Below are 25,165 nucleotides of genomic sequence, written 5' to 3'. Positions count from 1 at the left end.
TCGACATGACCAGTCTCAGTGTGAGCGAGCCCCCGGTGCTGACCACCGAGCTCGATCTCTCGGCCGGCGTGGTGCTCGACGGCATCACCAAGCAATACGACGAGGACCGCCCGGCCCTCGACGTCGACCTGCTGCACGTACCCGGACAATCGCTGACCGTGCTGGTCGGCCCGTCCGGCTGCGGCAAGTCGACCGCGCTCGGCGTGGTGTCGGGCCTGATCACCCCCACCGCGGGGCGAGTGCTCATCGACGGCGCCGACGTCACCGAGGTGGCGCCGGGACGACGCGGAGTCTCGATGGTGTTCCAGGATTTCGCGCTGTACCCGCACATGACCGTCGAGCGCAATATCTCCTTCGGCCTTCGGCTCGAGGGCAAGCACAACCGCAAGTCCGGGCTGGACCGCACCGAGATCGAGCGACGGGTGGCCGGCGCGTGCGACAGTCTCGGACTGAGCGAACTGCGCCACCGCAAGCCCGCTCAGCTCTCGGGCGGTCAGCGTCAGCGGGTCGGGCTGGCCAGGGCGATCGTTCGGCAGCCGAAGGTGCTGCTGCTCGACGAGCCGCTGTCCGCGCTCGACGCGCAGCTGCGCCAGCAGGCCCGGGTCGAGCTGGTACGGCTGCATCGCGAGCTCGGCAATACCGTCGTGCTCGTCACCCATGACCAGCTCGAGGCATTGTCGATGGCCACCCACCTGGTGGTGATGAACAACTCGCGGGTGTTGCAGGTCGGTAGTCCGGCGCAGGTGTACCGGCGACCGGTCGATCTGTTCGTCGCGACGTTCCTGGGTAGCCCGCCGATGAACCTGGCGACGGTGACGATGAACGAAGCCGGGGACGAGATGACCGGGCGCGGACTGGAAGTACTGCTCCCCCAGGCTGTCCCCGGTGTTCCCGCCGAACTGAAACTGGGCTGGCGGCCCGGTGACGGCACGCTCCGTGACCACGACGGCCCGGGCTTGCTCGTACACGGTGTGGTGGAGCTGGTCGAGTTCACCGGCGACTCCAAGATCGCACAGTGCACCGGCGAATCGGGCCGCTGGGCCGTGACGCTGCCCGCCAACGATCCAGCCCCGGCCGTCGGCGCACGGATCCAGGTGTTCGTCCCGGTCCACCGGCTGCACTTGTTCGACCCCGAAACCGGCTCCCGGATAACGGAATTCGATGCACCTGCTGATCACCAACGATGACGGATACCGCGCGCCGGGGCTCCTGGCGTTAGCGGAAGCCGTGCGGGCGCTCGGCATCGACGCGACGGTGGTAGCACCGAGCGGTCCGATGTCGGGCGCGAGCCAGTCCCGGCGCAGTGGCGTCGCGGTGGAGTGGGAGTGGGCGGCGCCGACCGCCGGAATTCCCACGATTCATGTGGGGTCGACCCCGGCGGCCTGCGTGGTGTTCGCGCTGACCGCCGGGGTCATCGCGCCGGTGGATCTGTGCCTGAGCGGGGTGAACGCGGGCGAGAACATCGGCGCCACCCTCAATGTCAGCGGCACCTACGGTGCCGTCCAGGAGGCGGGAGCGCGCGGTGTGCCCGGCATCGCGCTCTCGCGCGAGTTCGGTGGTCCGTGGAACGCGCCGCACGATTGGGATTGGAGCTGGGTCCCCAAGGCGACAGCCGGGGTACTCACCACGCTGCTCACAGCGCGGGCAGGCTGGTTCACCGCGAACGTCAACCTGTCCGGCACCGACCGGGGCGCGGATCCGGCCTACACCAGGGTCAGCCGCGCGCTGTACTACACCGATGTCTTCGACATCGCCCAGGGCGCCATCCTCAGCACGATCGGTTACCGTGCCGAGGATCTGGCGCCCGACGACGACATCCACGCCTTCGCCGAACAGCGGCGGACCAGCATCACCCTCGTCCGGCGGGCTTGAACGGTTCGGACCGCAACGCGGTCTTCACGACCTTCCCGCCGGGGTTGCGCGGCAACGGCGCCGTACGCACCGAGAAGTACTGGGGCACTTTGAAATCGGCGAGCCGCTCACGCAGGTAGTCGAGCACGGCGGCTTCGTCGAACTCGACGCCCTCGACCGGCACCACCACCGCGCCGACCTTCTCGCCCATCATGTCGTCGGGCACCCCGACCACCGCGGATTCGCCGATGCCCGGGGCCCCGGCGAGGGCGTTCTCCACCTCGACGCAGTAGACGTTCTCGCCGCCGCGGTTGATCATGTCCTTGGCCCGATCGGCGATCGACACCAGTCCCCGCTCGTCGATGCGGGCGAGGTCACCGGTGCGCAGCCAGCCGTCGACGAAGGTCGCGGCGGTGGCGGCGGGGTTGTTCCAGTATCCGGCGACGACAGTGGCACCGCGGATGAGCAGTTCGCCGACTCCGCTGACCGGATCGGGCGCGTCGATGGCCAGGTCGATGATCGGCGCGGCGAACCCCACCGATTCCGCGTGTTCGGTGGCCCATTCGTGGGGCAGGTAGGTCGCGATGGACGAGGTCTCGGTCAGACCGAACCCGTTGGCCAGCCGCGCGTTCGGAAAGTGCCGGGCGATCTCGGCGACCAGCGCGGGAGCGACCGGCGCGCCGCCGTAGGCGACCCGGTTCACCGCGCTCAGATCGAAGTCGGCGAAGTCGGGTTGCCGGAACGCGAGGTAGTAGATGGCGGGAGTATTGGTGAGCGAGGTGATCCGCTCGTCGACGATCGCCCGCAGGAAAGCCTGAATCTTGAACTGCGGCAGGATGATCGTGCTGCCGCCGATGGCCAGCTGGGGAATCAGCTGACTGTTGCAGGCGGTGACGTGGAACAACGGCACGGAGACCAGGTTGCGCAGGGTCGGGCCTTCGTCGGCGGTGATGTGGGCGAGCCGGCGCACGTTCTCCACGGTGGACAGCAGGTTGCGATGCGTGGTCATAGCCCCCTTGGGCCGTCCGGTCGTCCCGCTGGTGTAGAAGATCGCGGCCAGATCCGTGGGGCCCGCGCCCTCGTGGACGTAGGGATCGCCCTGGGGTAATGCCTCGTTCGGCCGCAGACTGAACGCGGCATCGGAATCGGTCAGGACATAATCGATTTCGGGGTCCGCGAATCGGGTGTTGACCGGCACGGCAACCGCACCCGCGAGCACGATCCCGAGAAAGCCGACCACCCACTCCGTTCCGGCGTTCAACAAGATGGCGACACGGTCGCCCGGCAGAATTCCCTTGTCCCGCAGCCCACCGGAGACCTCGGCGGCCCGGTCCCACAGTCGCCGGTACGAGAGTCGCTCGCCACCGATCTCGACGACGGCTTCCTGCTCGGGCCACATCTTCACGGTGTGGCGCAGCATGTCCACCAGGGAATCGGGCAGGTCGGCGTAGTGCGCGACACCGTGCTCGTCGCGAAAGATCCCGGCGGTGTCGAACGGTTGCACGGTCATCGCGCACCCTGCGGGTCGAGCAGCGCGGCGAGGTTGTCCTCGGCGAAGAAGTCCCGGCCGCTGAGCCCGCCCGCCATCATCCGGAACCACTGCTGCGTGTGCTTCGCACTGCTCGGCAACGCGCGCATCACCTCGACGTGCTTGTCCGGCAGCACCAGTCGCGAGGACTCACAGGTGAACCGGTACATCGGCTTGCTCGACCGATCCCGCTGCGCCTGATACTCGGCGAGCGCTTCGTCGAGTGGCCGCGCCGCCGACAGCCCCTCGTGCGCCCGCTCGGCGAGCAGGTCGGCGTAGGTGAACGCGTCACTGATCCCGAGCCCGGTGAAGGGGTCCTTGTGATATCCGGCGTCGCCGACCAGCGCCCACCCGGGGCCGTGCGATTCGCGGTAGAAGTTCTCCGGGTAGCGGGCGATGTAGAACCGTTCGTCGCGTTCGCCGGTGTCGAGCAGTTCGGCGAGGTCGGGCGCGGTTTCCTTGAACGCCAACGAGAAGTTGGCCTCGACATCGGTGCGGAACGGCGCGAACCGGTCGACGTATTGCACACACCAGATCAGCGTCTTGCCGTCGTTGGTCGGCCAGCCGCCGACTGCCTGCTTGTCGCCGATCCGCAACTGGCTCTGCATGGTCAGGCCGGACCAGTAGGAGTAGGCGGTGAAGGTCTCCCCCGGGATCACGTCGTATTTCTGGGCCCCGGTGAGCTGGGCGACGGTGGACGCGTATCCGTCGGCGCCGATGACGAGGCGAGCGTGTTCGGTCACCGTTTCGCCGTCGCGGTCGCGACCGACGATGCCGGTGACGAACTCACCGTCGCGCACCAGATCTGTCACGGTGACGCCTTCGCGCAGATCGACCCCGGCCTCGCGGGCGGCATCCTGCAACAGCTTGTCGAGCACGATGCGCCGCGGCGCGTAGGTCTCGGCGATACCGTCGATCGGGTCGGAGAAGCCGGAGAAGTGGGCGTCGGCGTAGGACATGGTGATCGAGTGGATGGGCGTGCAGCCGGTGGCTTTCAGCCGATCGAGCAGACCCCAATCCCGCAGTCGCGCCAGACCACCCTGCCGCAGCATGTGGGTCGACACGGCATCCTTGGGAAAAAGCGCCTGGTCGACGCAGAGCACCCGGTAGCCACGCCGCGCGAGCAGCATCGCGACGGTGGCGCCGGCGCAGCGCGCGCCGACAACAATGACATCGTGCACAGTTTTCGACCTTTCAGGCATCGAGCACGAGACGGTCCGTGCGCGCTCGGGAAACGCAGATCATCATGGTTTTGCCCGACTCTTGTTCAGCCGGGGTGAGCACCGAATCACGGTGCTCGACTTCGCCTTCGAGCACGGTGGTCTCGCAGGTCGCGCACGTTCCTTCGCGGCACGACCACAGCACGTCGGAGCCGGCCCGTTCGAGTGCGTCCAGGACCGACGACCCGGCCGGTACTTCGATGGTCCGGCCGGAACGGTTGAGCACGACGGTGGTCGGCCGGTCGGGTCCGGTGGCCACGATCTCCTTGGGATGAAAACGCTCGAGCCGCAGGGCATCCGCGACACAGTGCTGCTCGACCGCGGCCAACAGCGGCTCGGGACCACAGCAGTACACGAGCGTGCCCGAGGTCACCGGCTCGAGAATCTCGGCCAGTGGCATCAGCCCGACTTCGTCCTGCGCGTAGCGACGAACCCTCGCACCGTAGACGGACAGCTCGCCGGCGAACGCCATCCGCGCGCCGGTGCGGCCGCCATAGTGCAGTTGCCAGTCGGCGCCGCGCTGTTCCAGTTCGCGGATCATCGGCAACAGCGGCGTGATCCCGATGCCGCCGGCGATCAGGAGGTAGCTCGCCGCCTGCGTGAGCGGGAAATTGTTGCGTGGCTCCCGGATCTCCAACAGCGTGCCCGGCCGCACGTTCTCGTGCATCCACGCCGACCCGCCGCGGCCCTGCTCCTCGAGCAGCACCGCGATGCGATAACTGTCCCGATTCGCGGGATCGCCACACAGCGAGTACTGGCGAACGACGCCGTCGGGCAGGACGACATCCACGTGCGCACCCGGTGCCCACGGCGGCAGTGGCGCGCCGCCGGGGTCGGTGAGCACAAAGGACAGCACGCCCTCTGATTCGTAGGTGATGGACCGAATTCGCACAATCGCGCTGATCACACGACGAGTCTCGCAGGGGTTCGGCGGCCCGCGGGGATTGATACTTTCAACGAATTGCCGGATTGAAATGGGGTCGATCGACTGTCGGTGGTCGGCGGGAGAAACGATCAGGAATCGAGAAGTTTCCAGGTCGGCGCCGTGCCAGCATTGTTTTCCATGGATCGACGAAAGGGTTTTCGATGAACATCAGCTGGGTTCGGCGAACTCATCGCATGCTCGCCGTCGCCTTCCTCGCGGCCGTGCTCATCACGGTGATCGGGTTGTCGCTCAGCGGGCCCGAATGGGTGGTCTACCTGCCGCTCATTCCGCTCGCTGGGCTGTTCCTGTCCGGTGCCTCGATGTTCGTACGGCTCTTGCGCGGCCCGCACCGGCTGTCGGCGTTCAGTGGCAGTGCTGGTCGCGGCCGTCAGGTGCATCGCTGGTCGGCGGCGGTATTCGTCGTCACCGTTGTCGCCACGGTGATCGCGCTGGCACAACCGGAGCCGATCGTGTGGATCTCCTACCTCCCGCTGATCCCCCTCGCCGGGCTCTTCCTGTCCGGCTCGTTCATGTTCGTTTCGCCGCTGGTACGGGCGCGGCGCGCCCCGTAGTGGATGACCCGTCAGCCGATGTCGACCACTCGCGCCCATGCGGGTGGGCTGTCCGGGACGTAGTCCGGGTCGTCGTGGCGCCACGCGCGTTCCCGGCGGAAGAGTCCGACGACGGTTCGGCAGGCCGGTTGGTGGGAGGGCCAGGGGGTTTGGCCGTCGGTCAGGGCGACGAGGACGTCCGGCCGGGTGCGCAGGGCGTGGGTGAAACCGGTGCGCAGGTCGGTGCCGCCACCGCCGATCAGCGTCATGCCCTCGGCCTGGCACAGCGGGTGGGCGATTCTGGCCGCCGCGTCGCAGGAGAACACGGTGACCAGGTCGCGGCGTCCGCCGACGGCGCGGATGATGGCGGCGACTTCGAGCAGGGCGCTGCCCAGCTCGTCGTCGCTGACCGAGCCCGAGGTGTCGATGACCACGCTGACCTTGGGTGGGGTGCGACGCAGGCTGGGCAACACGATGCCGGGCAGTGCGGTGCAGCGGCGGGCGGGGCGCCGGTAGGTGTAGTCCTCGCCGACGCCGGGAGCCGAGGCGGCCGCGCGCAGTGCCGCGCCGAGCAGGTCCCGCCACGGCTGGGCAGGATGCAACGCCTCCTTCGCCCAGCGTCGCCACCCCTGGGGCGCGTCTCCTGGACGCCCGACGATGCCCTGTGCCACAAGGAATCGGACGCCGTCGCGCTGCTGTTCGCTGAGACCGTCCGCGCCGTCGGGTCCCAGCTCCCATTCGCGGTCCGATCCATCCGCGCCGCTGCCGCAGTCGAGCCACGCCATGTCTTCGGTCAGCCGCCCGAGGCGGAACTGACCCAGGTAGTCCTCCATGAGTTGCCCCGGGTCCAGCCCCAATGCGCTGGGCAGCACGGCGCCCTCGGGCCAGACCAGCCCGTCACCGAACGCGTCATCGTTGATCTCGGCGTCCGCGGCGATGTTCATGCGCAGCCGCTCCCCTGGACCGGTCAGGTCGTGGGCGTGGGCGTAGCGGTCGCTGCGCGCGTGATGGTCTCGCAGCAGGTGCGACACCTCGTGCACCAGGATCGAAGCCAGTTCTTCCACCGGTGTGTAGTCGACGAATCGTGGCGAGACGTAGCACCGCCAGTGTTTGTCCACGCCCATCGTCGGCGCCCTCGGCGACTCGACGATGTGCAGCGCGTACAGAGCGGTCGCCAGATAGGGGCGGGCCGAAACCGCGTGCAGCCGTGCGGCATACAGCTTGCCGAAATCCAATCCGGTGGTATCCGCTGTCATCGGCCCGCCTTCACGGCAACCCGGGCCGCGGCGCGATCGGCACTCTGCGACACCGACACCACCCCGGCGAGTTGTTCGATCGCCGCGGGCACCTCCCAGTTCTCGCGGCGCAGCGTGGCCAGCGTTGTCGCGGGAACAACCACCAGGTCGGGTGCTCCGGTTTCCACGGCTTTCACCAGCAGCGACCAAGCCGCGTCCCATCGGGCCCGCTCCGGTCGTTTGCGCACCGCCGCCACCACACCGTCGAGAACGGCCTGGCGCAGGTCGCCCCGGGTCGGCAGTTCAGCGGCGACCGGATCGGCCAGCAGTGCTTCCGGATCGGGCAGATCCATCCGGTCGATGCTGGTGAGCAGTTCGAAACCGGGCCCGTCACCGACGGTGCCGCGGATCAATTGCGACAGCACGTCACGACTCGCGTCGGCCGCGGTGGCGAAGGCGATCAGCCGCACGGTCATCTCCCAACTCCGTGGTGACGCCCAGGCACCGCCCCGCCGGGTTTCGGTGGTGGGCATCTGGTGCACGAGCTTGGGCCGAGCCGCGAGCAAGGTGCATACCGCGCGACGGGCGAAGGCGACCGCCTCCGGCAGGCTTTCGGGAGCGAGCCGAGGCAAGGTCGCGTGTGGCCAGGTTCCGCCGAGGCCGCGGACGACGACGTCGTGCTCGTGAGTCCACTGCAGGTGCACGAATCGGTTCGCCAGCGGCGGGCTCAGCTCCCAGCCGTCGGCCGCCGACGAGCGTGGGTTGGCGGCCGCGACGATGCGCACACCCGGCGGCAGTTCCAGTGCGCCGACCCGCCGTTCGAGAACAACGCGCAGCAACGCGGCCTGCACGGCGGGCGGTGCGGTGGACAGTTCGTCGAGGAACAGCAGACCGCGCCCGGCCCGTACGAGTCGAACCGCCCAGTCCGGCGGCGCCATCGGTACGCCCTGGGTCGCGGGGTCGTCGCCGATGATCGGCAGGCCGGAGAAGTCCGACGGCTCGTGCACACTCGCGATCACCGTGGTCAGCGGCAGGTCAAGGGACTGCGCGAGCTGGGTCAGGGCAGCGGTCTTGCCGATGCCCGGCTCACCCCACAGCAGCACCGGCAGATCGGCGGCCACGGCCAAGGTGAGCGCTTCCAGTTGCGTGTTGGTGCGCGGCTCCGTTTTCACCGTACCCAGCAGGGCGAGGAGTTCGCCCGCGACGTCGAGCTGGGAGTCGGTGACGCGAATCGGGAGCGACGGGCACAGGGTTTGAACAGACATGTGTGAATCACCTTTGGGTTCAGAAGAATTCGATGGATGAGAGCAGGTGGAGCGAGCTCGACCGCAGGGTCGGTCGAGACAGCACGAAGGTCAGCAGCGCGACAAGACGCGCCCTGATGGCCCGGACGGCAACTCAGTGCAAGGTCAGGTGTCTCGGGCGGGGGCGACGCCCCTTGCGGTCGTACCGATCGGGAGGGATGTGGCCGCGACCGGGTGCGGGTAGGCCGGCCCGGAACAGGCCATAGGTGATCCGTTGCCGTACAGCAGCTTCGAGTGCGTCGCGAAGCGGTCCGTCGCGCAGCACCGCGTCGGCGCCGAGCTTGCCTTCGACGATGGTGAGGGCGCCGTCGATATCGCCATGGTCCAGGCGATCGCAGACGCCGGCGAGCCAATCCGGTTGGCGCAGTGATCGGTCGATGGCCTGAAGGCAGGCCATCGGTGTTCCGGTCAGGGCCGCCAGCAGTTCTTCACGCCGGATTTCGGCGGGGTCGTGATCCAGTGCGGCGAGCACGCCGTTCACCAACCCGATCCGGTGGCGTTCACCCCGGCACTCCACGATCCGATGACCGGCGGCGGTAGTCCCGGATGTCTCGGTCGGCGCGCCGTCACAGCCGAGCGCCGAGGCGACCAGCGGATGCAGTCGATCGGCGGCGAGCACGCCCGCTCGCAGCAACTCCAGATCGGGGAGCACCCAGGTCGCCGCGTCGGGTAGCACCGGAAGAGCGGAGATTCCGCCGCGCGGGTGTTCTCGCGAAATCCGCACGGCGAGTGGGTCGTCCGCACGCACGTCCAGAACGACACGTTTCCGCGCACCACACCGCACCAGCACCAACCCGGACCGACGCCCACCGGCCCGCAACAGAATCGCCGCTTCCTCCGCCCACCGGTCGACGGCGCAACCCGGCGGCACCGTTGCGGGCACAGAATCCCCGAGATCGCCGTCGTCGCCTGTCGCGAGCCTCGGTGCGGCGAATTGTGCTGCCCCGGAACGGTGTCGCAACTCCCCTGCCCTGCGCGAATCCCACAGATGCCGGTGCAGGTCGAGTCGGTAGCGACTGTTGGGTCGGGGATGTGGGTGCATGCGCGCGCTGGTCGCGGGGCTCGTCATGTCCCACAGCGCGAGGCTGATCCGCTGTCCGGCGGCCGCCCAGGCCGGTGGCGTACGGACCACCAGATACACGGAATCCGCACCGTCACACCGCATTACGTCTCCGGCCGCGCTGTCCAGACCGGTGACGCTCCCGGATTCGTAGCGAGCCAGCACCATCGTCAACCCTGGTCGCAACAGACCGTCCGGCGCGATTCTGGGTAGATGCCAGCGCAACAGGTCCGGCGCCAGATATCGCAGGTCGGCCCGTACCCGAGCGGCGAGTCCTCGCCCGTGGGTCCGCGCCAGCGCCCGCAGATCCACATCGAGATCGACATGCGCAGCGGCGCAGGCCCCCGACCAGTCGCCGACGAGCCGCCGTGCGGTGGCGGCCTCGATCATGGCGGACGGCACAGCGAGTTCGCGCACACGCAGCCAGAGGTCGAGGCGCGCATCGTCATAGGACGTACGGGAAGACTGCGGATTTTCGGTGAATTCCCCGCGTTCACGCGGGAGAGAAGCCGGTGCGATGACCGGCGTGGGGCTCAACGGCCCGGGCGCAGAACGCCCTTTCGACTCGATGTCATGTCGCCAGTATGCACAACAACGCGCGACCCGACAAGCGGTGGTGGTCGCCTCGCATGCGCTGCCACCGAGTCGACGAGGCAGGCGGGCCCTGGTCACAGACCAGATGCCCGCCTTGCCGGAGGGTCGCTACCGCGCGTCGGTGAGCTCGCGCGTGTCGGACTGCGCACCCAGCTGCGGGTAGGTCGGGTATTCGATGCCCGAGATGTACTGCACGGTCCGCACCACCTGGCACGAGTAGCCGAATTCGTTGTCGTACCAGACGTAGAGGATGGCGGTGTCGCCCTCGACGATGGTGGCGTTGGCGTCGATGATCGAGGCCGCGCGCGAGCCGATGAAGTCGCTCGAGACCGCGTCGGTGGCGGCGGTGTAGTCGAGGTTGCGGCTCAACGGGCCCGCGAGGGATACCTGGCGCAGGTACGCGAGCACGTCTTCCTTGGTCGTGTCCTGCTTCAGCTGCAGGTTCAGGATCGCGACGGAGACGTCCGGGGTGGGCACGCGGATCGAGTTGCCGGTGATCTTGGCCTTGAAGTCCGGCATCGCCTTGGCCACCGCGGAGGCGGCGCCGGTCTCGGTGAGTACCAGGTTGAACGGCGCGGAGCGACCGCGACGATCGGCCTTGTGGTAGTTGTCCAGGAGGTTCTGGTCGTTGGTGAACGAGTGCACCGTCTCCACGTGCCCGCGCACGATGCCGAACTCGTCGTCCATGGCCTTGAGCGGCGGCACGATCGCGTTGGTCGTGCAGGAGGCGCAGGAGAAGATCTGCTGCGACAGGTCCAGGTCGCGGTGGTTGACGCCGTGCACGATGTTGGGCACGTCACCCTTGCCGGGCGCGGTGAGCACGACCTTCGCGATGCCGGGGCGCAGGTGCTGCTCCAGGCCGTCGCGGTCACGCCAGCGACCGGTGTTGTCGATCAGGATCGCGTTGTCGATGCCGTAGGCGGTGTAATCGATGGTCGTCGGGTCATCGCTGTAGATGAACTTGATGACGTTGCCGTTCGCGGTGATCGTGTCGTTGTCGGTGTCGACCTTGATCGTGCCGTTGAAGTGCCCGTGCACGGAGTCGCGACGCAGCAGCGACGCCCGCTTGGCCAGGTCGTCGTCACCGCCCTTGCGCACCACCACCGCGCGCAGGCTCAGCCCGTTGCCCGACCCGGCCTTCTCGATCAGCAGCCGGGTGACCAGCCGCCCGATCCGCCCGAACCCGTAGAGCACCACATCACGCGGTCCCTGTGACACGGCCTTGTTGCCGTCGCTCACCTCGGCCAGCACCGAGGTGGTGAACTCCTCGACCGACAGGCCCCGCTCGTCGGCGTGAAATGCCATCACCAGCTGGCCCAGGTCGATCTTGCACGGCCCCAGATCCAGCCGGCTGATCACCTCGAGGAACGGCAGGGTCTCGTCCACCGACAGCTCTTCGCCGCCGATCTGCCGCGCGAACCGATGCGTCCGCAGGATGCTGATCACCGACTTGTTCACCAGCGACCGGCTGTGCAGCAGAATCGTCACACCCTTGCTGCGGTACAACGTCCCGATGATGGGAATCATCGCCTCCGCCGCAGCTTCCTGAGCGTTCCAGCGATCAAGTTGTTCGGTAGTCAACACACGTCCTCTGGGTTCATCGATATTTCCGCTGCATCGATGCTAGTGAGCGCGGAATTTTCACCGTGGGCCACTCCCCACCGGTGAGATCGGCGTCGCACTGAACCGGCGCACCGACCGACCTCCACCACCTCGAGCACCAGCCCTGTCCCCATGGCGTACGGTAAACAATTGGAACACTCGTTCAAATTGTTTGGAGGTCGACCTCGATGGCGAATCCCTATGCCGCCCTGTTCAAAGCCCCTGGAGCCGTTGGCTTTTCCGCCGCCGGCTTCATCGCCCGGCTGCCGCTCGCCATGATGGCGATCGGCATCATCACGATGATTTCGCAGCTGCGCGGCGAATACGCGCTGGCCGGAGCCGTGTCGGCGACCTTCACCGTGAGCACGGCCGTCGCCGGACCGCAGGTTTCCCGGCTGGTCGACCGACTCGGGCAAGGGCGAGTGCTGCTCCCCGCGATGGGGCTGAGCGTGCTCGGGTCGGCCGCGCTGCTGCTCAGCGCCCGCTACGACGCGCCGACCTGGACCTTGTTCGCCGCTGCCGTGCTGGCCGGGACCTTGCCGAACATGTCGGCGATGGTGCGAGCTCGCTGGTCCTATGTCCACGCCGGTTCCCCCCGGATGCACACGGCGTTCTCCCTGGAATCGGTGGTCGACGAACTGACCTTCGTCGCCGGACCCGCGCTGGCGGTCGTGCTCTCGACGGCGCTGTTCCCCGAGGCCGGACCGTTGCTCGCGGCGATTCTGCTGTTGATCGGCGTGCTGCTGTTCGTGCCGCAGAGGCGGACCGAACCTCCTGTGCGAGAAGATGTTCCGGATGATGAGAAAGCCTCGGCGATCAGGATCCCGGCGGTGCGGATGCTGGCGTCGATCCTCGCGGCGGGCGGCGTCATCGTCGGGACCGTGGACGTGGTCAGCGTCGCCTTCGCCGAGCAGCTCGGCGTACCCGCGAGCGCCGGGACCGTGCTGGCCGCCTATGCCGCCGGCTCCGGGCTGGCCGGACTGGCGTTCGGGGCATTCCAGCTGTCGATGCCGTTGCCGCGACAACTCGCACTCGCGGTGGCGGGCACGATGCTGACAACATTGCCGCTGCTGCTGGTCGACGGCATCCCCGCACTGGCGATCGCGATGTTCGTATCCGGGGCGTTCTTCGCACCGACGATGATCGTCATCATGCGACTCGTCGAGCGCGCAGTGCCCGCGGCCGCACTCACCGAAGGCATGACCTGGGCGCTCACCGGGCTCAGCGCGGGCATCGCGCTCGGCGCACTGCTCTCGGGCGCCGTCGTCGACCGGTCGGGGCCGGCAGCGGGCTTCGCCGTGGCAGTCGCGGCGGGCACCGTAGCCTTGGCGGTGGCATTGTTGGCGAGGGCGCCGCTGGCGAGAGCCGCGCGCGAGGAGGTCGAGGTTGGTCGAGGCGAGCATTGACGGCCGCAGGCTCAAGGGCGAGCGGCGCAAGAAGGAGCTGATCGAGGCCACCCTCCGGGTGGTGGCTCGCGACGGCGTCGCCGGCGTCAGCCACCGCGCCGTCGCCAAGGAAGCGGGTCAGCCGCCGACCTCGGCCGCCTACCACTTCAAGACGATCGACGACCTCCTCACCGCCGCCCTCACCTCCTGCATGGACCGCGATGCCGAGCGGATCCGGCAGCTGACCGACGCGAGCGGGGGCGGCGAGGAGGGCGTGCGGGCGCTGGCCGCGATGATGGTCGCGGCACTGGCCGACACCGTGCATCTGCAGGCCGAGTTCGAGCTCTATCTCCTGGCCGCCTGCCGCCCCGAATTGCGGGACCCACCCCGCCGCTGGCTGGCCGCGATCGAACGCTTCGGCCGTCGATACACCGACGACGCCATCCGGTTGCGCATTCTGTCGGGAACCGTGGACGGCCTGCTGATACAGGCCTTGGTCACCGGTGAACCACCGAGCGCGGCGGAATGGGAGTCGGTTCTGCGGACGATCTTGTTCGACCGCTGACACCCAGACGGCGATCCGCTCAGAATTTGCCCGTGTGGCGTGCGGTCCGGTGACCGAGCTCGGCGGTGAACTCGGCGACGAACTCGTCGGTCAGGGGTGGCCAGCCCCAGAAGTCGAAGGCGAGTGCGCCGAGGACGAAGCCGTCGCCCCATTGCCAGCTGGTGACCGGGCTCGCCGTAGTGCAGGTGACGCAGGTGACCGCGCCTTCGCCGGTCCCTTTCCACGAGTCGATCGCCTCCGAAAACGGCTGCCACACCACGGGATCGGCTTCCCAGGCCTGCGGGTAGTCGATGATCACCGTGGTCGCCTGGCACTGCGGACAGGACGCGGTGGACGGTTCGACAGCGCCCTGACCGGGATAGTGGGCATTCCTCCCGACGATCACGGCGACCGGCGCCGGGGTCCAATCATCGCCCCAGTGCTGGGCGATCTCCACCCAATCAGGTCCCGCCACATACCCTTCCTCGACATCGAGGCTGTACATCGCCTCACCCGATGTCTCCCGAAGAAGCCATCCCCGCGACACCATCCAGTCGACCATCCGCTCCGCCGACGCGCCCGCGTCGACCGCGGCCACCTCGAGATCGACGATCCGTTCGAAGAAATCACCCACCCCCGCATACTGCCACCTCGCGGGCACCACACGAATCAGTCCATGGCCACTGTCTCGGTCGACGCAGACTGCGCCGCTTCGGCTTTCGCGAGCGCTCCCGGCCACCACACCTTGTCGCCCAGCAGCGCGAACAGCGCGGGGACAACCAGCGTGCGCACCACGAACGTATCCAGCAGGATGCCGATCCCGACCACGATGCCCAACTGGGTCAGGGTGATCAACGGCAGCACACCGAGCACACAGAACACCGCGGCCAGCACCACGCCGGCGCTGGTGATCACGGCCCCGGTCGAGGCGACCGCGCGCACCATGCCCTGGGTGGTGCCGTGCGCGCCCGCTTCCTCGCGGGCCCTGGTGACCAGGAAGATCGTGTAGTCCACACCCAGCGCGACCAGGAACAGGAACCCGAACAGCGGCACGTTCGTGTCCAGGGCGGGGAAGCCGAAGATCGTGCCGCTGATCCAGCTGCCCGCACCGAGCGCCGCGAGCGCGCTGAGCACCGTGACGCCGACGAGCAGCACGGCGGCGGGCACCGCGCGCAGCAGTGCCAGCAACACCAGCAGCACGACGGCGAGGATCAGCGGAATGACCAGCGCTTGGTCACGGCGGGCGGCGTCGCGGATGTCGAGCGCTTCGGCGTCCGTACCGCCGACGAGGGCCTCAGCGCCGGGGATCGTGCCGACCGCCGTCCTGATCGCCTCGATGGTGGTGAACGCCTCCGCCGAGCCGGGCGGCGCGTCCAGCACGACCGACCACCGTGTCGCACCGTCGGCGGAGGTACCGGTAGCGGTGGCGCGCGAAATGCCCCGCACGCCATCGAGGGCCGACTGGATCGGGGTGGTGGTTTCGCTGCGCGCGATCACCACGGCGGGATCCGACGAACCGGACGGGAAGTGGTCGGCCATCGTTTCCAGCCCGTCGACGGACTCGGCCTCGACGCGGAACTGCTCGGTCTGCGAGAGCCCGATACCGGTGGTCACGAGCCCGGTCGCGAAGACGATCAGCACCGCCGACGCCGCCCCGGCCACGACGGCAGGGCGTCGCACCACCCGCTTCGCGACGACCGCCCAGACGCCCTGCTCGGCCGCGTCGCGCCCGTCCGCCTTCGGCACGAACGGCCAGAAGACCCGCCGGCCGCACAGTGCCAGCGCCGGCGGCAACGCGGCGAGCACGAAGATCAGCGCCACCACGAGTCCCGCGGCGGCGAACGCGCCGAGGCTGCGGGTGTTGGGGAGCAGCGCGAGCAACAGCGTCAGCAGAGCCAGGACAACGGTGACATTGCTGGCCACGATGGCGGGCGCGGCATGACGCACCGCGGCGCGCAACGCTGCTCGATGGTCGGTGTGGCGATGCAGTTCGTCGCGATACCGCGATACCAACAGCAGCGCGTAGTTCGTTCCCGCCCCGAAGACCAGCACGCTGGTGATGCCCGACGTCGAACCGTCGAAAGCGAGCCCGGTGAGCTCGGCCAGGAGCGTGCCGACACTGGTGGCGACGCGGTCGGCGAGCCCGACCACCGTCAGCGGCACCAGCCACAACACCGGCGAGCGATAGGTGACGATGAGCAGGGCCATCACCACGATCGCGGTGACGATCAGCAGCAGCGAGTTCGCACCGGAGAAGGAGTCGGCGATGTCGGCGCCGAAAGCCGGTCCGCCGGTGATCTGCACGCGCAGCGTATCGGGCAGATCGGTGGTGACGGCGGCGCGGAGTTCGCCGATCCGGTCGGTGAGCGCGAAGCCGTTGAGCTGTGCGGACACCGGAATCTGGGCGAGCGCGGCCCGCTCGTCGGGAGCGAGAATCACCCGGGGGCCGTCGGTCGGCGGGCCACCCGCGCGGGTGAGCGCCGCTTCCAGTGCCGTGAGATCGGCCGGTGTCAGCGCTCCGCCGTCGACGCGGGTCGCCACCATGATCGCGGCGGCGGTTCCGGCATCGGGAAACCGTGCCGCCGCTTCGGCGGCCAGGGAAGATTCCGCCGATCGTGGCAACGACACCGGGGCCTGGCCCGCGCTGTCGTTGCTCCCTGCCAGCGCCATCACCGCCATCGCGGCCGCGACGACAGCGAGCAGTACCGCCCACGATCGCCGACCGGTGACCAGCCCGGCGAACCGGTCCCACCCGTTTCCGTCGCTCACTCGCATCACGCCGAAACTATTTCAGAAACTTAACTAATTGGCAATGCCGGTGGCTCCGACGGCTAAGCTCCCTGTCGGACAGAGAGGAGGCCGCGCGTGGATGACGACACCGCCGACACGAACCCGGCCGCCGACCGGGCAGAGCTGGAAACCGGTATCGCCCGGGATCTGCGTGCGCTGACCGCGATCTCCGAACAGATCGGTCACGTCTTCGCGCGATCGAACGACCTGCGCCCGAACGATTTCCGCGCCCTGATGCACGTCGCCACGGCTGACGCCGAGGGCGCACCCGTGAGCGCGGGCCAGTTGAGCAAGTTGATGGGCGTCTCCGCGCCCGCCGTCACCTACCTGGTCGAGCGCATGATCGAATCCGGGCACCTCGACCGCGTGCCCGACCCGGCGGACCGACGGCGGGTCAACCTGACCTATACCGACCACGGCATGTCGGTCGCCGCCGGATTCTTCGGACCGCTCGGTTCCCGCACCCGCGAGGCGCTGTCCGCCCTGCCCGACAGCGACCTGACGGCCGCCCACCGCGTGCTCGTCAGCGTCACGGCCGCGCTGCGCGAGTTCTACGCCGAGGTGCCGGAGCCAGGGCAGACCGCCGCCGAATAGGCACGTCCGGAACCGGCCATTCGCAGCCACTCAGCGTGCCACGACGCCGACGTCTACCGGGCCGCTCGATCTGCGCTCGGATACGCGTGTCGTCCCCTCTTCCGGTAGCCCTCTCGGAATAGCCTGTGCTGGTCAGCAGCATGTCCGGCCCTTGTCGCCGCCGAATCGGTGTCCACGGTCGGGCGAGTTTTTCTCCACCTCGAACACCACAAGCGAGGGAGTTGGCTGTGTCGGATTTCGTTCTCACCGCAGGCACCGTGATCACCATGGACGAGGACCGCCCTCGCGCTGACGCCGTCGCGGTCTCGGGTTCGCGCATCGTCGCGGTCGGGTCGCTGGCCGAGTGCGTGTCGGCGGTGGCCCCGGATGCCGAGGTCATCGATACCGGCGCCCGAGCGTTGCTGCCGGGGTTCGTCGAACCGCACGGGCATCCGTTCCTGGGCGGGGTCCTCACCCAACCACCCATCGCGCAGATCACCCCGTGGGTAGCCCCGACCTGGGCCGATGTGGTGGCCGTGTTCACAGCCGCCATCGCCGCGACCGATCCGTCGACGCCGTTGGTGTTCAACGGGTTCGACGCACTGCTCCAGGAACACGCGGCACCGACAGCATCGGACCTGGACGCGATCTTCGGTGATCGGGTGGCCGTGGTCCTGGACAACTCCGCGCACGGCATCTACTTCGACACCGCGCTCATCGAGCGGTACGGCTGGTCCGGCAACCCGCCACCGGACCCCGACGGCGGTCACTACGGTCGCAATCCGGACGGCTCGCTCGACGGTCAGGGATTCGAAGTGCCGGTGCTCACCGCGGTCATGACTCCGTTGATCGCCGAGATGCCCAGCCCGCTGCTCAGCGGCGCCGGGTTCTTCGCGGCGATGTCGCGCGCCGGGTACACCACGACCTCGGACATGGCCTACGACCCGCAGACCAAACACGACTACGAGACACTGGCCGCCACCACATCGTGCCCGCTGCGGGTCAACCTGTGGGAGATGTCGACCACAGACACCTACACCGAGCCCGAGACCTTCGCCTCCGGCGACGAGATGCTGCGCAAGGCCGGCGTCAAGCTCTGGACCGACGGTGCGGTCTGGGTGGGCAGTGCGGCGACGTCGTTTCCCTACCTCGATACCGAGGCGACTCGGCGCGCCGGTATCGACCCGGCGACCGCGGGCGGCACCGGTTCGCTGAACTACACCCGATCGCAGCTGGACGAGATTCTGGACGACGCCGCGCCCGCCGGCTGGCAGATGTCGTTCCATTCCAACGGCGATCTCGCCGTCGAGCTGGCCCTGGACGCCTACGAGGCGGCGTTGCAGCGCCACGGCCTGACCGGCACCGATCACCGGTGGCGGATCGAACACCTGGGCGGAGCGACGCGCGCGCAGATGGATCGTGCGGCCAGGCTGGGCGTGCACGTGTCGATGTCACCGTTCCAGTACTACTTCTGGGGCGATCTGCTCGACGGCGCGATCTTCGACCACGAACACGGCAGCCGGTGGCAGCCCACCGCCGACGCGCTGGCCTCTGGGGCGTGTGTGTCCCTGCACAACGACGGGCCGGTCTCGCCACCGTCGCCGCTGGTCAACATCCAGACCGTCGCCTCCCGACGCACCCGCGCCGGCACCGTCCACGGCGCCGATCAGGCGATTCCGCTCGACCACGCGATCCGCGCGCAGACGATCAACGCCGCCCGCACCCTGCGCCGCGATCACCTGATCGGGTCCATCACGGTCGGCAAGCTGGCCGACTTCGTCGAGTTGTCCGGTGACCCCTACGAGGTCGACCCGGCCACGTTGGGCGAGACCGTCCGGGTCAACGGCACGTGGGTGGGTGGGCGCCGGGTCGACCTCGACGCGTTCCTGGCCGCAGTGCCGAACAGCGACGCGACCCCGCGCCCCGGCGCGCACCTCGGACCGTGCTGCTGAGCCTGCGCCCCTCGACCGAGGGGAATCCCTGAGCTGAAGCTCCGGGTCGGGACCTGATGTGCCCGACCCGTCCCGACGGGAGCATCGAAGGATGGAAACCGTTGGCAATCAGGACATTTCAGGAACCGTTCGACGGCGTCGCGGTGTAGCAGCGCTGGCATCGGCTGTCACGGTAGCGGGCCTGCTCGGGCTCTCGACGGGAACCGCGTCCGCGGACACCGCCGTCAGCTGTTTGTGGGCGGGCACCCCGTACTCACAGGGAGCCACCATCGTCGCCGGTGGCTGGACCTTCACCTGCGACCGATCGCGGACCGGGGACGCACGCTGGGATCGCGGAGCATCGACGCATCGGACGAGCACGGTCGCCAATCCGGGCGCCGCCGCCGAGCCCACCGGCCGCTTCAGCGCGGGGGCGGTCCAGCCGGGCACCGGATACAACGACTATTGCGTGGGTGAGCAGCTGGTCAGCGGTCGGGATGCTGTCTACGAAGCCGTGCCGGACGGGCGCGGCCTGCGCTGGCGGCCGGCGGGCCCGATCGCACAGTGGCGGTTCGATCAGGGCGACGGCACCGCCCCGACGGGCCGGTCCGCGAGCGAGTGCCGGGTGGATCCTGCGTTCTGAGCCCGTCCATGGCGACCGGAGCGATATCGACGGCGATGGTGTGATCCGGCGTCGGCGCGGACACGCTTCGACAACGCCGAGGACACGACCCTGGTTCTGCGGGCGAAGGGGAGAAATGATCGATGATAACCGGCACTCCCCGGCCATCGGCACAACGTGGAGGTTCGAGCGATGTGGAACGCGATTGTTCAGATCTGTGGATTCTTGATCATCGGCGCCGTGGTCGGCGTGCTCGCCAGAGTGCTCAAGCCGGGTAAAGAGAACATGAGCATGGGCATGACCCTGGTGCTCGGCATGGCGGCGGCGCTGATCGCGGGCGTGATCGCCAGCCTCATCGGCGTCGGCTCCATCACCGAGCTCAACTTCTGGGGCTTCGTCCTCGCGGTCATCGCGGCGGTGGTGCTGCTGTTCGCGGCCGAGTCGATGGGCGCCCGCAAACACCCGCCGGTGGCCTGAGCCGAACGCGTCGGCGCTCGTCCGCCGCCCGCCGTCGTGGCCGGCGGCGAGGTCGAGCGCCCCTGCGCGGCGAACGGTGCCGCTCCTCGGCGGGCCCCGGCCCAACAGTGCCGAGGTCCCGCCGCAGCGCGGTCAGGTGATCTGCTCCGCGACCTTTCGATCGGCGTCGCGTGCTCCGGTGGTCGCGGCTACCTTCGCGAACGACTCGGCTGGATCGCTGCCGACGATCTCGTGCTCGAACTCGCTGACGGTTCCTGGCCAGGCATTGGTGATCGTGCCGTCCGCGCGCTTCCACCATGCCGTCGCCGCACCATCACACCAGATCGTCCGGGCGAGAGCTTGATCCAGACGGTCGAGGTAGCGCGCCATTGCCCGCTCGGTCACCTCCACCGGTGCACCCCGGTCCGCGCTGAGGGCCAGACAGCGCGTGATGTAGCGGGCCTGGTGTTGCTTGACCGAGGGGTTGCTGTTCGACGGAGTGAACGAGTGCGGCCCGGCGATCATGTAGAGATTCGGAAAGCCGGGCACCGCGAGTCCGTAGAAGGCGGTCGGTCGTCCTCGGCGCCGCCACTGGTCGTGCAGGTCCACTCCGCCACGGCCACGGATTCGCACCCCGGCGAGGAACTCCGGCGCACGGAATCCGGTGGCCCACACGATGACATCGGCGCGGCGTTCGGTGCCGTCGACAGTGCGGATCCCGTCCGGTCCGAGCCGGTCGATGCGGTCGGTGACCAGTTCGACGTGTGGCTGGGCCAGCGCCGGATAGTATTCGTTGTCGAGCAGGATCCGTTTCTCCCCGATCCGGTAGTTCGGTGTGAGCTTCGCGCGCAGTTCACGATCGCGCACCTGCCACCGAAGGTGGGCCCGCGCAACGAGTTCGGCCGGTCCCGCCGACCACCCCGCACGCATGATCGGCGCGAGAACCAGATCAGCGGCGTAGTAGATCCCGGCCCGATACAGGTCGTGCAGACCGGGCACATGCGTCAGCGCCCACCGCGACAGCGGACCGAACGACGCGGCGGGCTTGGGCAGCACCCAGGACGGGGAACGCTGATACACGGTGACACCGGCCGCGACGCGGGCCAGCTCGGGAATCATCTGCGCCGCCGAGGAACCGGTGCCGACGACGGCGATCTGCCCGCTCAGATCCGCGGTGTGATCCCACCGTGCGGAGTGGAACGCACGGCCACCGAAGGTGCGTGCTCCCCGCAACCGAGGAATCGCGGGTCGATGCAGTTGGCCGAGCGCCCACACGACCGCGTCGGTGCGGATCCGCTCCCCGGTGGTCGTGGTCAGGGTCCAGGTGCGGTCGGTGTCGCTGTAGTCGGCGGCCGTCACGGCGGTATCGCAGCGCAGATGCGCACGCAAACCGTTGCGGTCGGTGACCTCCCGCATGTAGGTCAAGATCGCCTGCTGATCCGGGTAGCGCACGCGAACGTCTCGATACGGGTCGAAGGCGAAGCAGTACAGGTGCGCGGGCACATCGCAGGAACAGCCCGGATAGGTGTTCTCCCGCCACACCCCGCCGACCTCGGGTCCTTCTTCGAGGATCAGGAAGTCACGCACCCCGGCCTGCCGCAGCTGCGCGGCCATGGTGAGCCCACCGAAGCCCGCCCCGACGACAACTACTTCGTGGGTGATCGTGGGCCCGGTCATCGGCGGGCGCCATAGGGGCGCGCGAGAATGACGAGTACATCTAGTGTGGTCATCGCAGAGTTCTCCAAGTGTCTGCATCTGCTCTGTGGGCGGTGGCGACCGCCGTGCAGAGCTGTTTTCGGGTGTCTCCCCGTGCTCGCGGGGAGGCACCCGATCCGGTATCCGAGGAAGATGCGCGCTGAATGCGGCGACGCGACCCCGGGTGAATTCGCGAGCAGAGCGGTCGACAACGACCCTTCTGCCTTCACCACCGCGGCGGTCCACGTCCGAGTCCCGGGTGCGCCGAAGACGACGCTGTTGTCCGCGGAATCACCACCCGAACAATCGAATTGGGACATGTCATACCGTGAACTCCTCCAATGCTCGGGAAACGGCCGCACATGATTCGCTTGCTTCCGGGCTCGGGAGTTCTCTCCGACCGGCGCGCACGCGACTTGTCCCCGCCCCACCAGCAACGGCAATCATCCGGCAATCTGACCGTTCGGCAGGCGGTCTCGGTCGAGCCGGGGTGTCGTCGCGCTTCGGGCCGACGATCCGACGGCCCACCGCGCCACGAGTGGCCACCACGTCGTTCAACGAGGGTTCAGGGAAGGCCGCGAGCGCGGATTGCGAACCTGAAACATCGCCGCATCGACAGGAGAGTCTCCGGTAAAATCGCTGCGTGTCGAGCTAGACGGATCGTGGGCGATCGAACTCCGATCGCGAGCACCACCCTTCAGTCGGCGCTGCGCAGCGGCGTGCCGCGCAATCCGCCGTCCCTACCGAAGTACGCGATTGCCTGTCATTGCGACCTGCAGGAGTCTCGAAGATCTGCGATGGCGGAATTTCGCCGCAGCAAGGGGCTTGTCATGACCGATCGCAATCGTTCCGCAAATCGTCCCGTTCCCGAAGAAGAGCCCTTCGCACGGCAAGCCGCCGCCGAGGGAATCTCCGTACTGGCGGCGATCATGCTGTTCATCGCCGCGGCGGCCTCCATCCTCGAGGGCATCTCCGCGATCGCCGAGGACGAGTTCTATGTCGCCGGCTTCAGCTACGTCTACGAATTCGACGCGACCACCTGGGGCTGGGTCCATGTCGTCCTCGGTGTGATCGCCATCGTCTGCTCGATCGGTCTGATATCGGGCACCGCGTGGGCGCGATACGCGGCGGTGGGCATCGCGGCACTGGTGATCATCGCGAACTTCTTGTCCCTGCCCTACTATCCCGCATGGTCCATCGTGATCATCGCGATCAGCGTGGTGGTCATCTGGGCCGTCACCGCATGGCAGCCCGCTCGCCACGACCGGGCATGATGCCGAAGCCGCGAAGCGCGAAAGCCGCGAGCCGGGCTCGATCACGACACCGTGCGACCCCGGCATACAATCTGAAATGAAACTGTGTCTGAAAACCTCGGCGAAACCGGCGGCGAGTGGCGAGAATTGGCCCCGACGGACGGTTCGGCGCAACTCGGCACCTGTCGTACGTCACGAATTCCCTTCGGCAACAGAGGAATTGGACGATGGACAGGTTGTCGAGATCCACCGCGGCGATACTGGTTGCCGCCGTCGTCGCGGCCGGGACCGCGGCGACAGGCGTCGCGCGGGCGGACACGCCCAGCGCGCGGCCCTGCACCCCGTACACGGCAATCTTCGCGCCGGGGACCTGGGAGACCACGCCGGGCGCCGATCCCAGGGTGCCCGTCGGGATGCTCCAGCCCGTCGGCGATGGCCTGCAACGGCAATTCGGTCGTGACATCACCGTGCTCTACGTCCCCTATGCCGCAAGCGCTTTCGACCTGGGCCTGAGCTACGCGGAGTCCCTGGGGACGCTGGAATCCCGCCTGCACCAGATGATGCGCGGCCTGTGTAGCTCGACGCGGGTCGTCCTCGCCGGCTACAGCCAGGGCGCGGACGGCATCGGCGATCTCGCCACCGAGATCGGCAATGGCGACGGTCCCCTCGATGCCGATCGAGGGGTCGGTGTCGGACTACTGGCCGATCCGCATCGCGATCCGAATACCACGCTCTCCCTCGGTAATCCGCAGCCCGGCCTCGGCATAGCCGGAACGCGGAGCCGGGATTTCGGTGCGTTGACCGACCGGGTTCGCACCCTGTGTACCGACGGCGACCTGTACTGCTCTCTCGATGCCACCGCCTCCCCGTTCCTCGCCGCGTTGGGCCGGGTCCTGAGTGGTGATCCCGAACCGATCGCGAATGTTATCCCCGCCACGGTCGATCCCAGCAGCCTGATCGCTCAGGCTGTGACCATGGGCGCCGGCTGGACCGCCACCGCGGCGAACCTGCCCACCATTCTCGACGACCTCACCCACCTCTCGGAGTTCATCGCGGCGGGTGACATTCGCGGTGCGCACCTGGCCGCGAATGCCCTGAATGTTGCACTGTCCCCGTTGGTCCAGGCCGCCGCGGGTGTAGATCGAGCCCTGGTCGCCCAGGTCATCCGCGCGGCCGCCGCCGTCGACCCCTCGGGTTGGACCGCAGCCGTCAGCCTCATCGCCGACGCCCTCGTGCCCATCGATTTTCTGAGCATCGCCGACGGGGTGGGCCGAATTCAGGAAATCCTTTGGCGTGCGGTCGAATCCCTCGATCGCAACGACCCCCTCGCCGCCGCCACCGACCTGGCAAACCTGGCCGCCACCGGCGCCGACCTCACCGGTTCCGTGCTCGGCCCCATCGCCGCCGGCATCCGGGCAGACCTCCGCACAACCGCCCGAACCCTGCTCGACATCGCCGACCCCGCCACCATCGACGAGCTCGTCCAGCTGGCCCGCCAAGGCGTGGACATGGCCAACTTCTACGCCTCCGAGGCTCACGTCGACTACGGCGACGACGTCCTGATCCTCCTGAACTACCTGAGCTCCCAGGTCGTTTCGTAGCCGGGACAACATTCGCTGGTGTGTCAGCTCGACCTGCATCGAGCTGACACACCAGCATTCAGATCAGATCAGCACGTCACGGCATCTCCGACCGAGTTGTCGAGACGCACCCCCAGAACTCTCGACAACTCGCCGACACTGTCGGCACTGGGTGTCACCACATCGCGCTCCCACCGGCTGATCTGGTTTCCGTCCGCGATTCCGATCCAGTCGGCCAACTCCGCCTGGGTGAACCCGGAGGCCATCCTTGCCGCCCGAATCGCTTTGCCGATCGTGGACATGGTCTCCCCTTTCTCTCGATGCCCTCAGCACGGACCGCATCGGCGCGGGTGCCCGTCGGCGAACCCTCGTCCTCCTGATGCGGTCTCGCGCAGCCACATTCGAAAGGTATCGGCGAATCGGCCCGCGAAGGAGGCTGTGACTGCACGACGACTGACTGTGCACG

At 68.2% G+C, this 25,165-nt stretch carries 22 protein-coding genes; 11 read left to right on the top strand and 11 right to left on the bottom strand.

The window, feature by feature from the left end; genetic code table 11:
• Nucleotides 1-5 precede the first annotated feature (5 nt).
• A complete protein-coding gene (locus tag ACFULV_RS19125; RefSeq protein ID WP_378658370.1) occupies nucleotides 6-1,187 on the top strand; it encodes an ABC transporter ATP-binding protein in 1,182 nt (393 codons plus the stop codon).
• Nucleotides 1,162-1,872: a 5'/3'-nucleotidase SurE gene (locus tag ACFULV_RS19120; RefSeq protein WP_378658367.1), complete on the top strand. Its 711-nt coding sequence runs from the start codon at nucleotides 1,162-1,164 to the stop codon at nucleotides 1,870-1,872. Before ACFULV_RS19125 ends, ACFULV_RS19120 begins: the two co-directional genes overlap by 26 nt.
• On the opposite strand, the gene ACFULV_RS19115 is transcribed toward ACFULV_RS19120, so the two are convergent.
• From ACFULV_RS19115 to ACFULV_RS19105, 3 genes are read right to left on the bottom strand one after another with little or no spacing between them, the layout of a single operon-like run.
• Nucleotides 1,850-3,361, bottom strand: a complete 1,512-nt coding sequence (locus ACFULV_RS19115; RefSeq protein WP_378658364.1) for a class I adenylate-forming enzyme family protein — start codon at nucleotides 3,359-3,361, stop codon at nucleotides 1,850-1,852. The two genes, ACFULV_RS19120 and ACFULV_RS19115, sit on opposite strands and share 23 nt — an antisense overlap.
• On the bottom strand, nucleotides 3,358-4,560 hold the full coding sequence (locus ACFULV_RS19110) for an FAD-dependent oxidoreductase (RefSeq protein ID WP_378658362.1): 1,203 nt from the start codon (nucleotides 4,558-4,560) through the stop codon (nucleotides 3,358-3,360). The genes ACFULV_RS19115 and ACFULV_RS19110 overlap by 4 nt, the downstream gene beginning before the upstream one ends.
• Before the next feature lie 13 nt (nucleotides 4,561-4,573).
• On the bottom strand, nucleotides 4,574-5,506 hold the full coding sequence (locus ACFULV_RS19105) for a PDR/VanB family oxidoreductase (protein ID WP_378658359.1): 933 nt from the start codon (nucleotides 5,504-5,506) through the stop codon (nucleotides 4,574-4,576).
• A 179-nt stretch (nucleotides 5,507-5,685) separates the two neighbouring features.
• Here ACFULV_RS19105 and ACFULV_RS19100 point away from each other — a divergent pair, with 179 nt between their 5' ends.
• Nucleotides 5,686-6,096: a hypothetical protein gene (locus ACFULV_RS19100; protein WP_378658356.1), complete on the top strand. Its 411-nt coding sequence runs from the start codon at nucleotides 5,686-5,688 to the stop codon at nucleotides 6,094-6,096.
• Between the two features lie 11 nt (nucleotides 6,097-6,107).
• Here ACFULV_RS19100 and ACFULV_RS19095 read toward each other — a convergent pair whose 3' ends face one another.
• From ACFULV_RS19095 to ACFULV_RS19080, 4 genes are all read right to left on the bottom strand, one after another.
• Entirely contained in the window at nucleotides 6,108-7,331 is a 1,224-nt protein-coding gene (locus ACFULV_RS19095; protein ID WP_378658354.1) for a VWA-like domain-containing protein, read from the bottom strand.
• The gene (locus tag ACFULV_RS19090; protein ID WP_378658351.1) at nucleotides 7,328-8,575 is read right to left on the bottom strand and encodes an AAA family ATPase; all 1,248 of its coding nucleotides are present in this window, start codon (nucleotides 8,573-8,575) and stop codon (nucleotides 7,328-7,330) included. The genes ACFULV_RS19095 and ACFULV_RS19090 overlap by 4 nt, the downstream gene beginning before the upstream one ends.
• A gap of 133 nt (nucleotides 8,576-8,708) precedes the next feature.
• On the bottom strand, nucleotides 8,709-10,211 hold the full coding sequence (locus ACFULV_RS19085; protein ID WP_378658348.1) for a hypothetical protein: 1,503 nt from the start codon (nucleotides 10,209-10,211) through the stop codon (nucleotides 8,709-8,711).
• A 165-nt stretch (nucleotides 10,212-10,376) separates the two neighbouring features.
• Complete coding sequence (locus ACFULV_RS19080; protein WP_378628298.1) at nucleotides 10,377-11,795, bottom strand: glyceraldehyde-3-phosphate dehydrogenase; 1,419 nt, start codon at nucleotides 11,793-11,795, stop codon at nucleotides 10,377-10,379.
• A gap of 263 nt (nucleotides 11,796-12,058) precedes the next feature.
• On the opposite strand from ACFULV_RS19080, the gene ACFULV_RS19075 reads away from it, so the two are divergent.
• Together ACFULV_RS19075 and ACFULV_RS19070 are read left to right on the top strand one after the other, a co-directional pair.
• Nucleotides 12,059-13,276, top strand: coding sequence for an MFS transporter (locus ACFULV_RS19075; protein ID WP_378658346.1), 1,218 nt, complete (start codon nucleotides 12,059-12,061; stop codon nucleotides 13,274-13,276).
• Entirely contained in the window at nucleotides 13,257-13,820 is a 564-nt protein-coding gene (locus ACFULV_RS19070) for a TetR/AcrR family transcriptional regulator (RefSeq protein WP_378658344.1), read from the top strand. Before ACFULV_RS19075 ends, ACFULV_RS19070 begins: the two co-directional genes overlap by 20 nt.
• A 19-nt stretch (nucleotides 13,821-13,839) precedes the next feature.
• On the opposite strand, the gene ACFULV_RS19065 is transcribed toward ACFULV_RS19070, so the two are convergent.
• Complete coding sequence (locus tag ACFULV_RS19065) at nucleotides 13,840-14,433, bottom strand: hypothetical protein (protein WP_378658341.1); 594 nt, start codon at nucleotides 14,431-14,433, stop codon at nucleotides 13,840-13,842.
• 35 nt (nucleotides 14,434-14,468) lie between these two features.
• Complete coding sequence (locus ACFULV_RS19060) at nucleotides 14,469-16,574, bottom strand: MMPL family transporter (RefSeq protein ID WP_378658338.1); 2,106 nt, start codon at nucleotides 16,572-16,574, stop codon at nucleotides 14,469-14,471.
• A gap of 90 nt (nucleotides 16,575-16,664) precedes the next feature.
• Between ACFULV_RS19060 and ACFULV_RS19055 the strand changes: the two genes are divergently transcribed.
• The 4 genes from ACFULV_RS19055 to ACFULV_RS19040 all read left to right on the top strand — a co-directional run bounded on the left by ACFULV_RS19055 (nucleotide 16,665) and on the right by ACFULV_RS19040 (nucleotide 20,192).
• Nucleotides 16,665-17,183 (top strand): MarR family winged helix-turn-helix transcriptional regulator, encoded by a 519-nt coding sequence (locus ACFULV_RS19055; protein WP_378658336.1) that lies wholly within the window; start codon nucleotides 16,665-16,667, stop codon nucleotides 17,181-17,183.
• A 227-nt stretch (nucleotides 17,184-17,410) separates the two neighbouring features.
• Entirely contained in the window at nucleotides 17,411-19,114 is a 1,704-nt protein-coding gene (locus ACFULV_RS19050; RefSeq protein ID WP_378658333.1) for an amidohydrolase, read from the top strand.
• Between the two features lie 91 nt (nucleotides 19,115-19,205).
• Nucleotides 19,206-19,736, top strand: coding sequence for a hypothetical protein (locus ACFULV_RS19045; RefSeq protein WP_378658331.1), 531 nt, complete (start codon nucleotides 19,206-19,208; stop codon nucleotides 19,734-19,736).
• Nucleotides 19,737-19,907: 171 nt separating this feature from the next.
• Nucleotides 19,908-20,192, top strand: a complete 285-nt coding sequence (locus tag ACFULV_RS19040; RefSeq protein ID WP_378626799.1) for a GlsB/YeaQ/YmgE family stress response membrane protein — start codon at nucleotides 19,908-19,910, stop codon at nucleotides 20,190-20,192.
• 132 nt (nucleotides 20,193-20,324) lie between these two features.
• Here the strand turns inward: ACFULV_RS19040 and ACFULV_RS19035 are convergent, their stop codons facing one another.
• Nucleotides 20,325-21,848, bottom strand: a complete 1,524-nt coding sequence (locus tag ACFULV_RS19035; RefSeq protein ID WP_378658328.1) for a flavin-containing monooxygenase — start codon at nucleotides 21,846-21,848, stop codon at nucleotides 20,325-20,327.
• 848 nt (nucleotides 21,849-22,696) lie between these two features.
• Between ACFULV_RS19035 and ACFULV_RS19030 the strand changes: the two genes are divergently transcribed.
• Nucleotides 22,697-23,140 (top strand): acetyltransferase, encoded by a 444-nt coding sequence (locus ACFULV_RS19030; protein WP_378658326.1) that lies wholly within the window; start codon nucleotides 22,697-22,699, stop codon nucleotides 23,138-23,140.
• Nucleotides 23,141-23,346: 206 nt separating this feature from the next.
• Nucleotides 23,347-24,720 carry a cutinase family protein gene (locus tag ACFULV_RS19025; RefSeq protein ID WP_378658324.1) on the top strand — a complete coding sequence of 458 codons (1,374 nt, stop codon included), beginning with the start codon at nucleotides 23,347-23,349 and terminating at the stop codon, nucleotides 24,718-24,720.
• A 68-nt stretch (nucleotides 24,721-24,788) separates the two neighbouring features.
• Here ACFULV_RS19025 and ACFULV_RS19020 read toward each other — a convergent pair whose 3' ends face one another.
• Nucleotides 24,789-25,001: a multiprotein-bridging factor 1 family protein gene (locus ACFULV_RS19020; RefSeq protein WP_378626795.1), complete on the bottom strand. Its 213-nt coding sequence runs from the start codon at nucleotides 24,999-25,001 to the stop codon at nucleotides 24,789-24,791.
• Nucleotides 25,002-25,165 lie beyond the last annotated feature (164 nt).

It is taken from the genome of Nocardia sp. NPDC057272, assembly GCF_042668615.1.
GTDB lineage: Bacteria > Actinomycetota > Actinomycetes > Mycobacteriales > Mycobacteriaceae > Nocardia.
Note: the sequence above shows the minus strand (reverse complement) of the source record. Positions and strands in the feature narration are given on the sequence as shown.

Bases quoted from the DNA above. Each gene is read 5' to 3' on its own strand.
- ACFULV_RS19090 (WP_378658351.1), bottom strand. From the start codon at position 8,575: ATGTCTGTTCAAACCCTGTGCCCGTCGCTCCCGATTCGCGTCACCGAC.
- ACFULV_RS19080 (WP_378628298.1), bottom strand. From the start codon at position 11,795: ATGATTCCCATCATCGGGACGTTGTACCGCAGCAAGGGTGTGACGATT.
- ACFULV_RS19125 (WP_378658370.1), top strand. From the start codon at position 6: ATGACCAGTCTCAGTGTGAGCGAGCCCCCGGTGCTGACCACCGAGCTC.
- ACFULV_RS19100 (WP_378658356.1), top strand. From the start codon at position 5,686: ATGAACATCAGCTGGGTTCGGCGAACTCATCGCATGCTCGCCGTCGCC.
- ACFULV_RS19060 (WP_378658338.1), bottom strand. From the start codon at position 16,574: ATGCGAGTGAGCGACGGAAACGGGTGGGACCGGTTCGCCGGGCTGGTC.
- ACFULV_RS19035 (WP_378658328.1), bottom strand. From the start codon at position 21,848: ATGACCGGGCCCACGATCACCCACGAAGTAGTTGTCGTCGGGGCGGGC.
- ACFULV_RS19040 (WP_378626799.1), top strand. From the start codon at position 19,908: ATGTGGAACGCGATTGTTCAGATCTGTGGATTCTTGATCATCGGCGCC.
- ACFULV_RS19025 (WP_378658324.1), top strand. From the start codon at position 23,347: ATGGACAGGTTGTCGAGATCCACCGCGGCGATACTGGTTGCCGCCGTC.
- ACFULV_RS19115 (WP_378658364.1), bottom strand. From the start codon at position 3,361: ATGACCGTGCAACCGTTCGACACCGCCGGGATCTTTCGCGACGAGCAC.
- ACFULV_RS19030 (WP_378658326.1), top strand. From the start codon at position 22,697: ATGACCGATCGCAATCGTTCCGCAAATCGTCCCGTTCCCGAAGAAGAG.
- ACFULV_RS19095 (WP_378658354.1), bottom strand. From the start codon at position 7,331: ATGACAGCGGATACCACCGGATTGGATTTCGGCAAGCTGTATGCCGCA.
- ACFULV_RS19020 (WP_378626795.1), bottom strand. From the start codon at position 25,001: ATGTCCACGATCGGCAAAGCGATTCGGGCGGCAAGGATGGCCTCCGGG.
- ACFULV_RS19045 (WP_378658331.1), top strand. From the start codon at position 19,206: ATGGAAACCGTTGGCAATCAGGACATTTCAGGAACCGTTCGACGGCGT.
- ACFULV_RS19120 (WP_378658367.1), top strand. From the start codon at position 1,162: ATGCACCTGCTGATCACCAACGATGACGGATACCGCGCGCCGGGGCTC.
- ACFULV_RS19075 (WP_378658346.1), top strand. From the start codon at position 12,059: ATGGCGAATCCCTATGCCGCCCTGTTCAAAGCCCCTGGAGCCGTTGGC.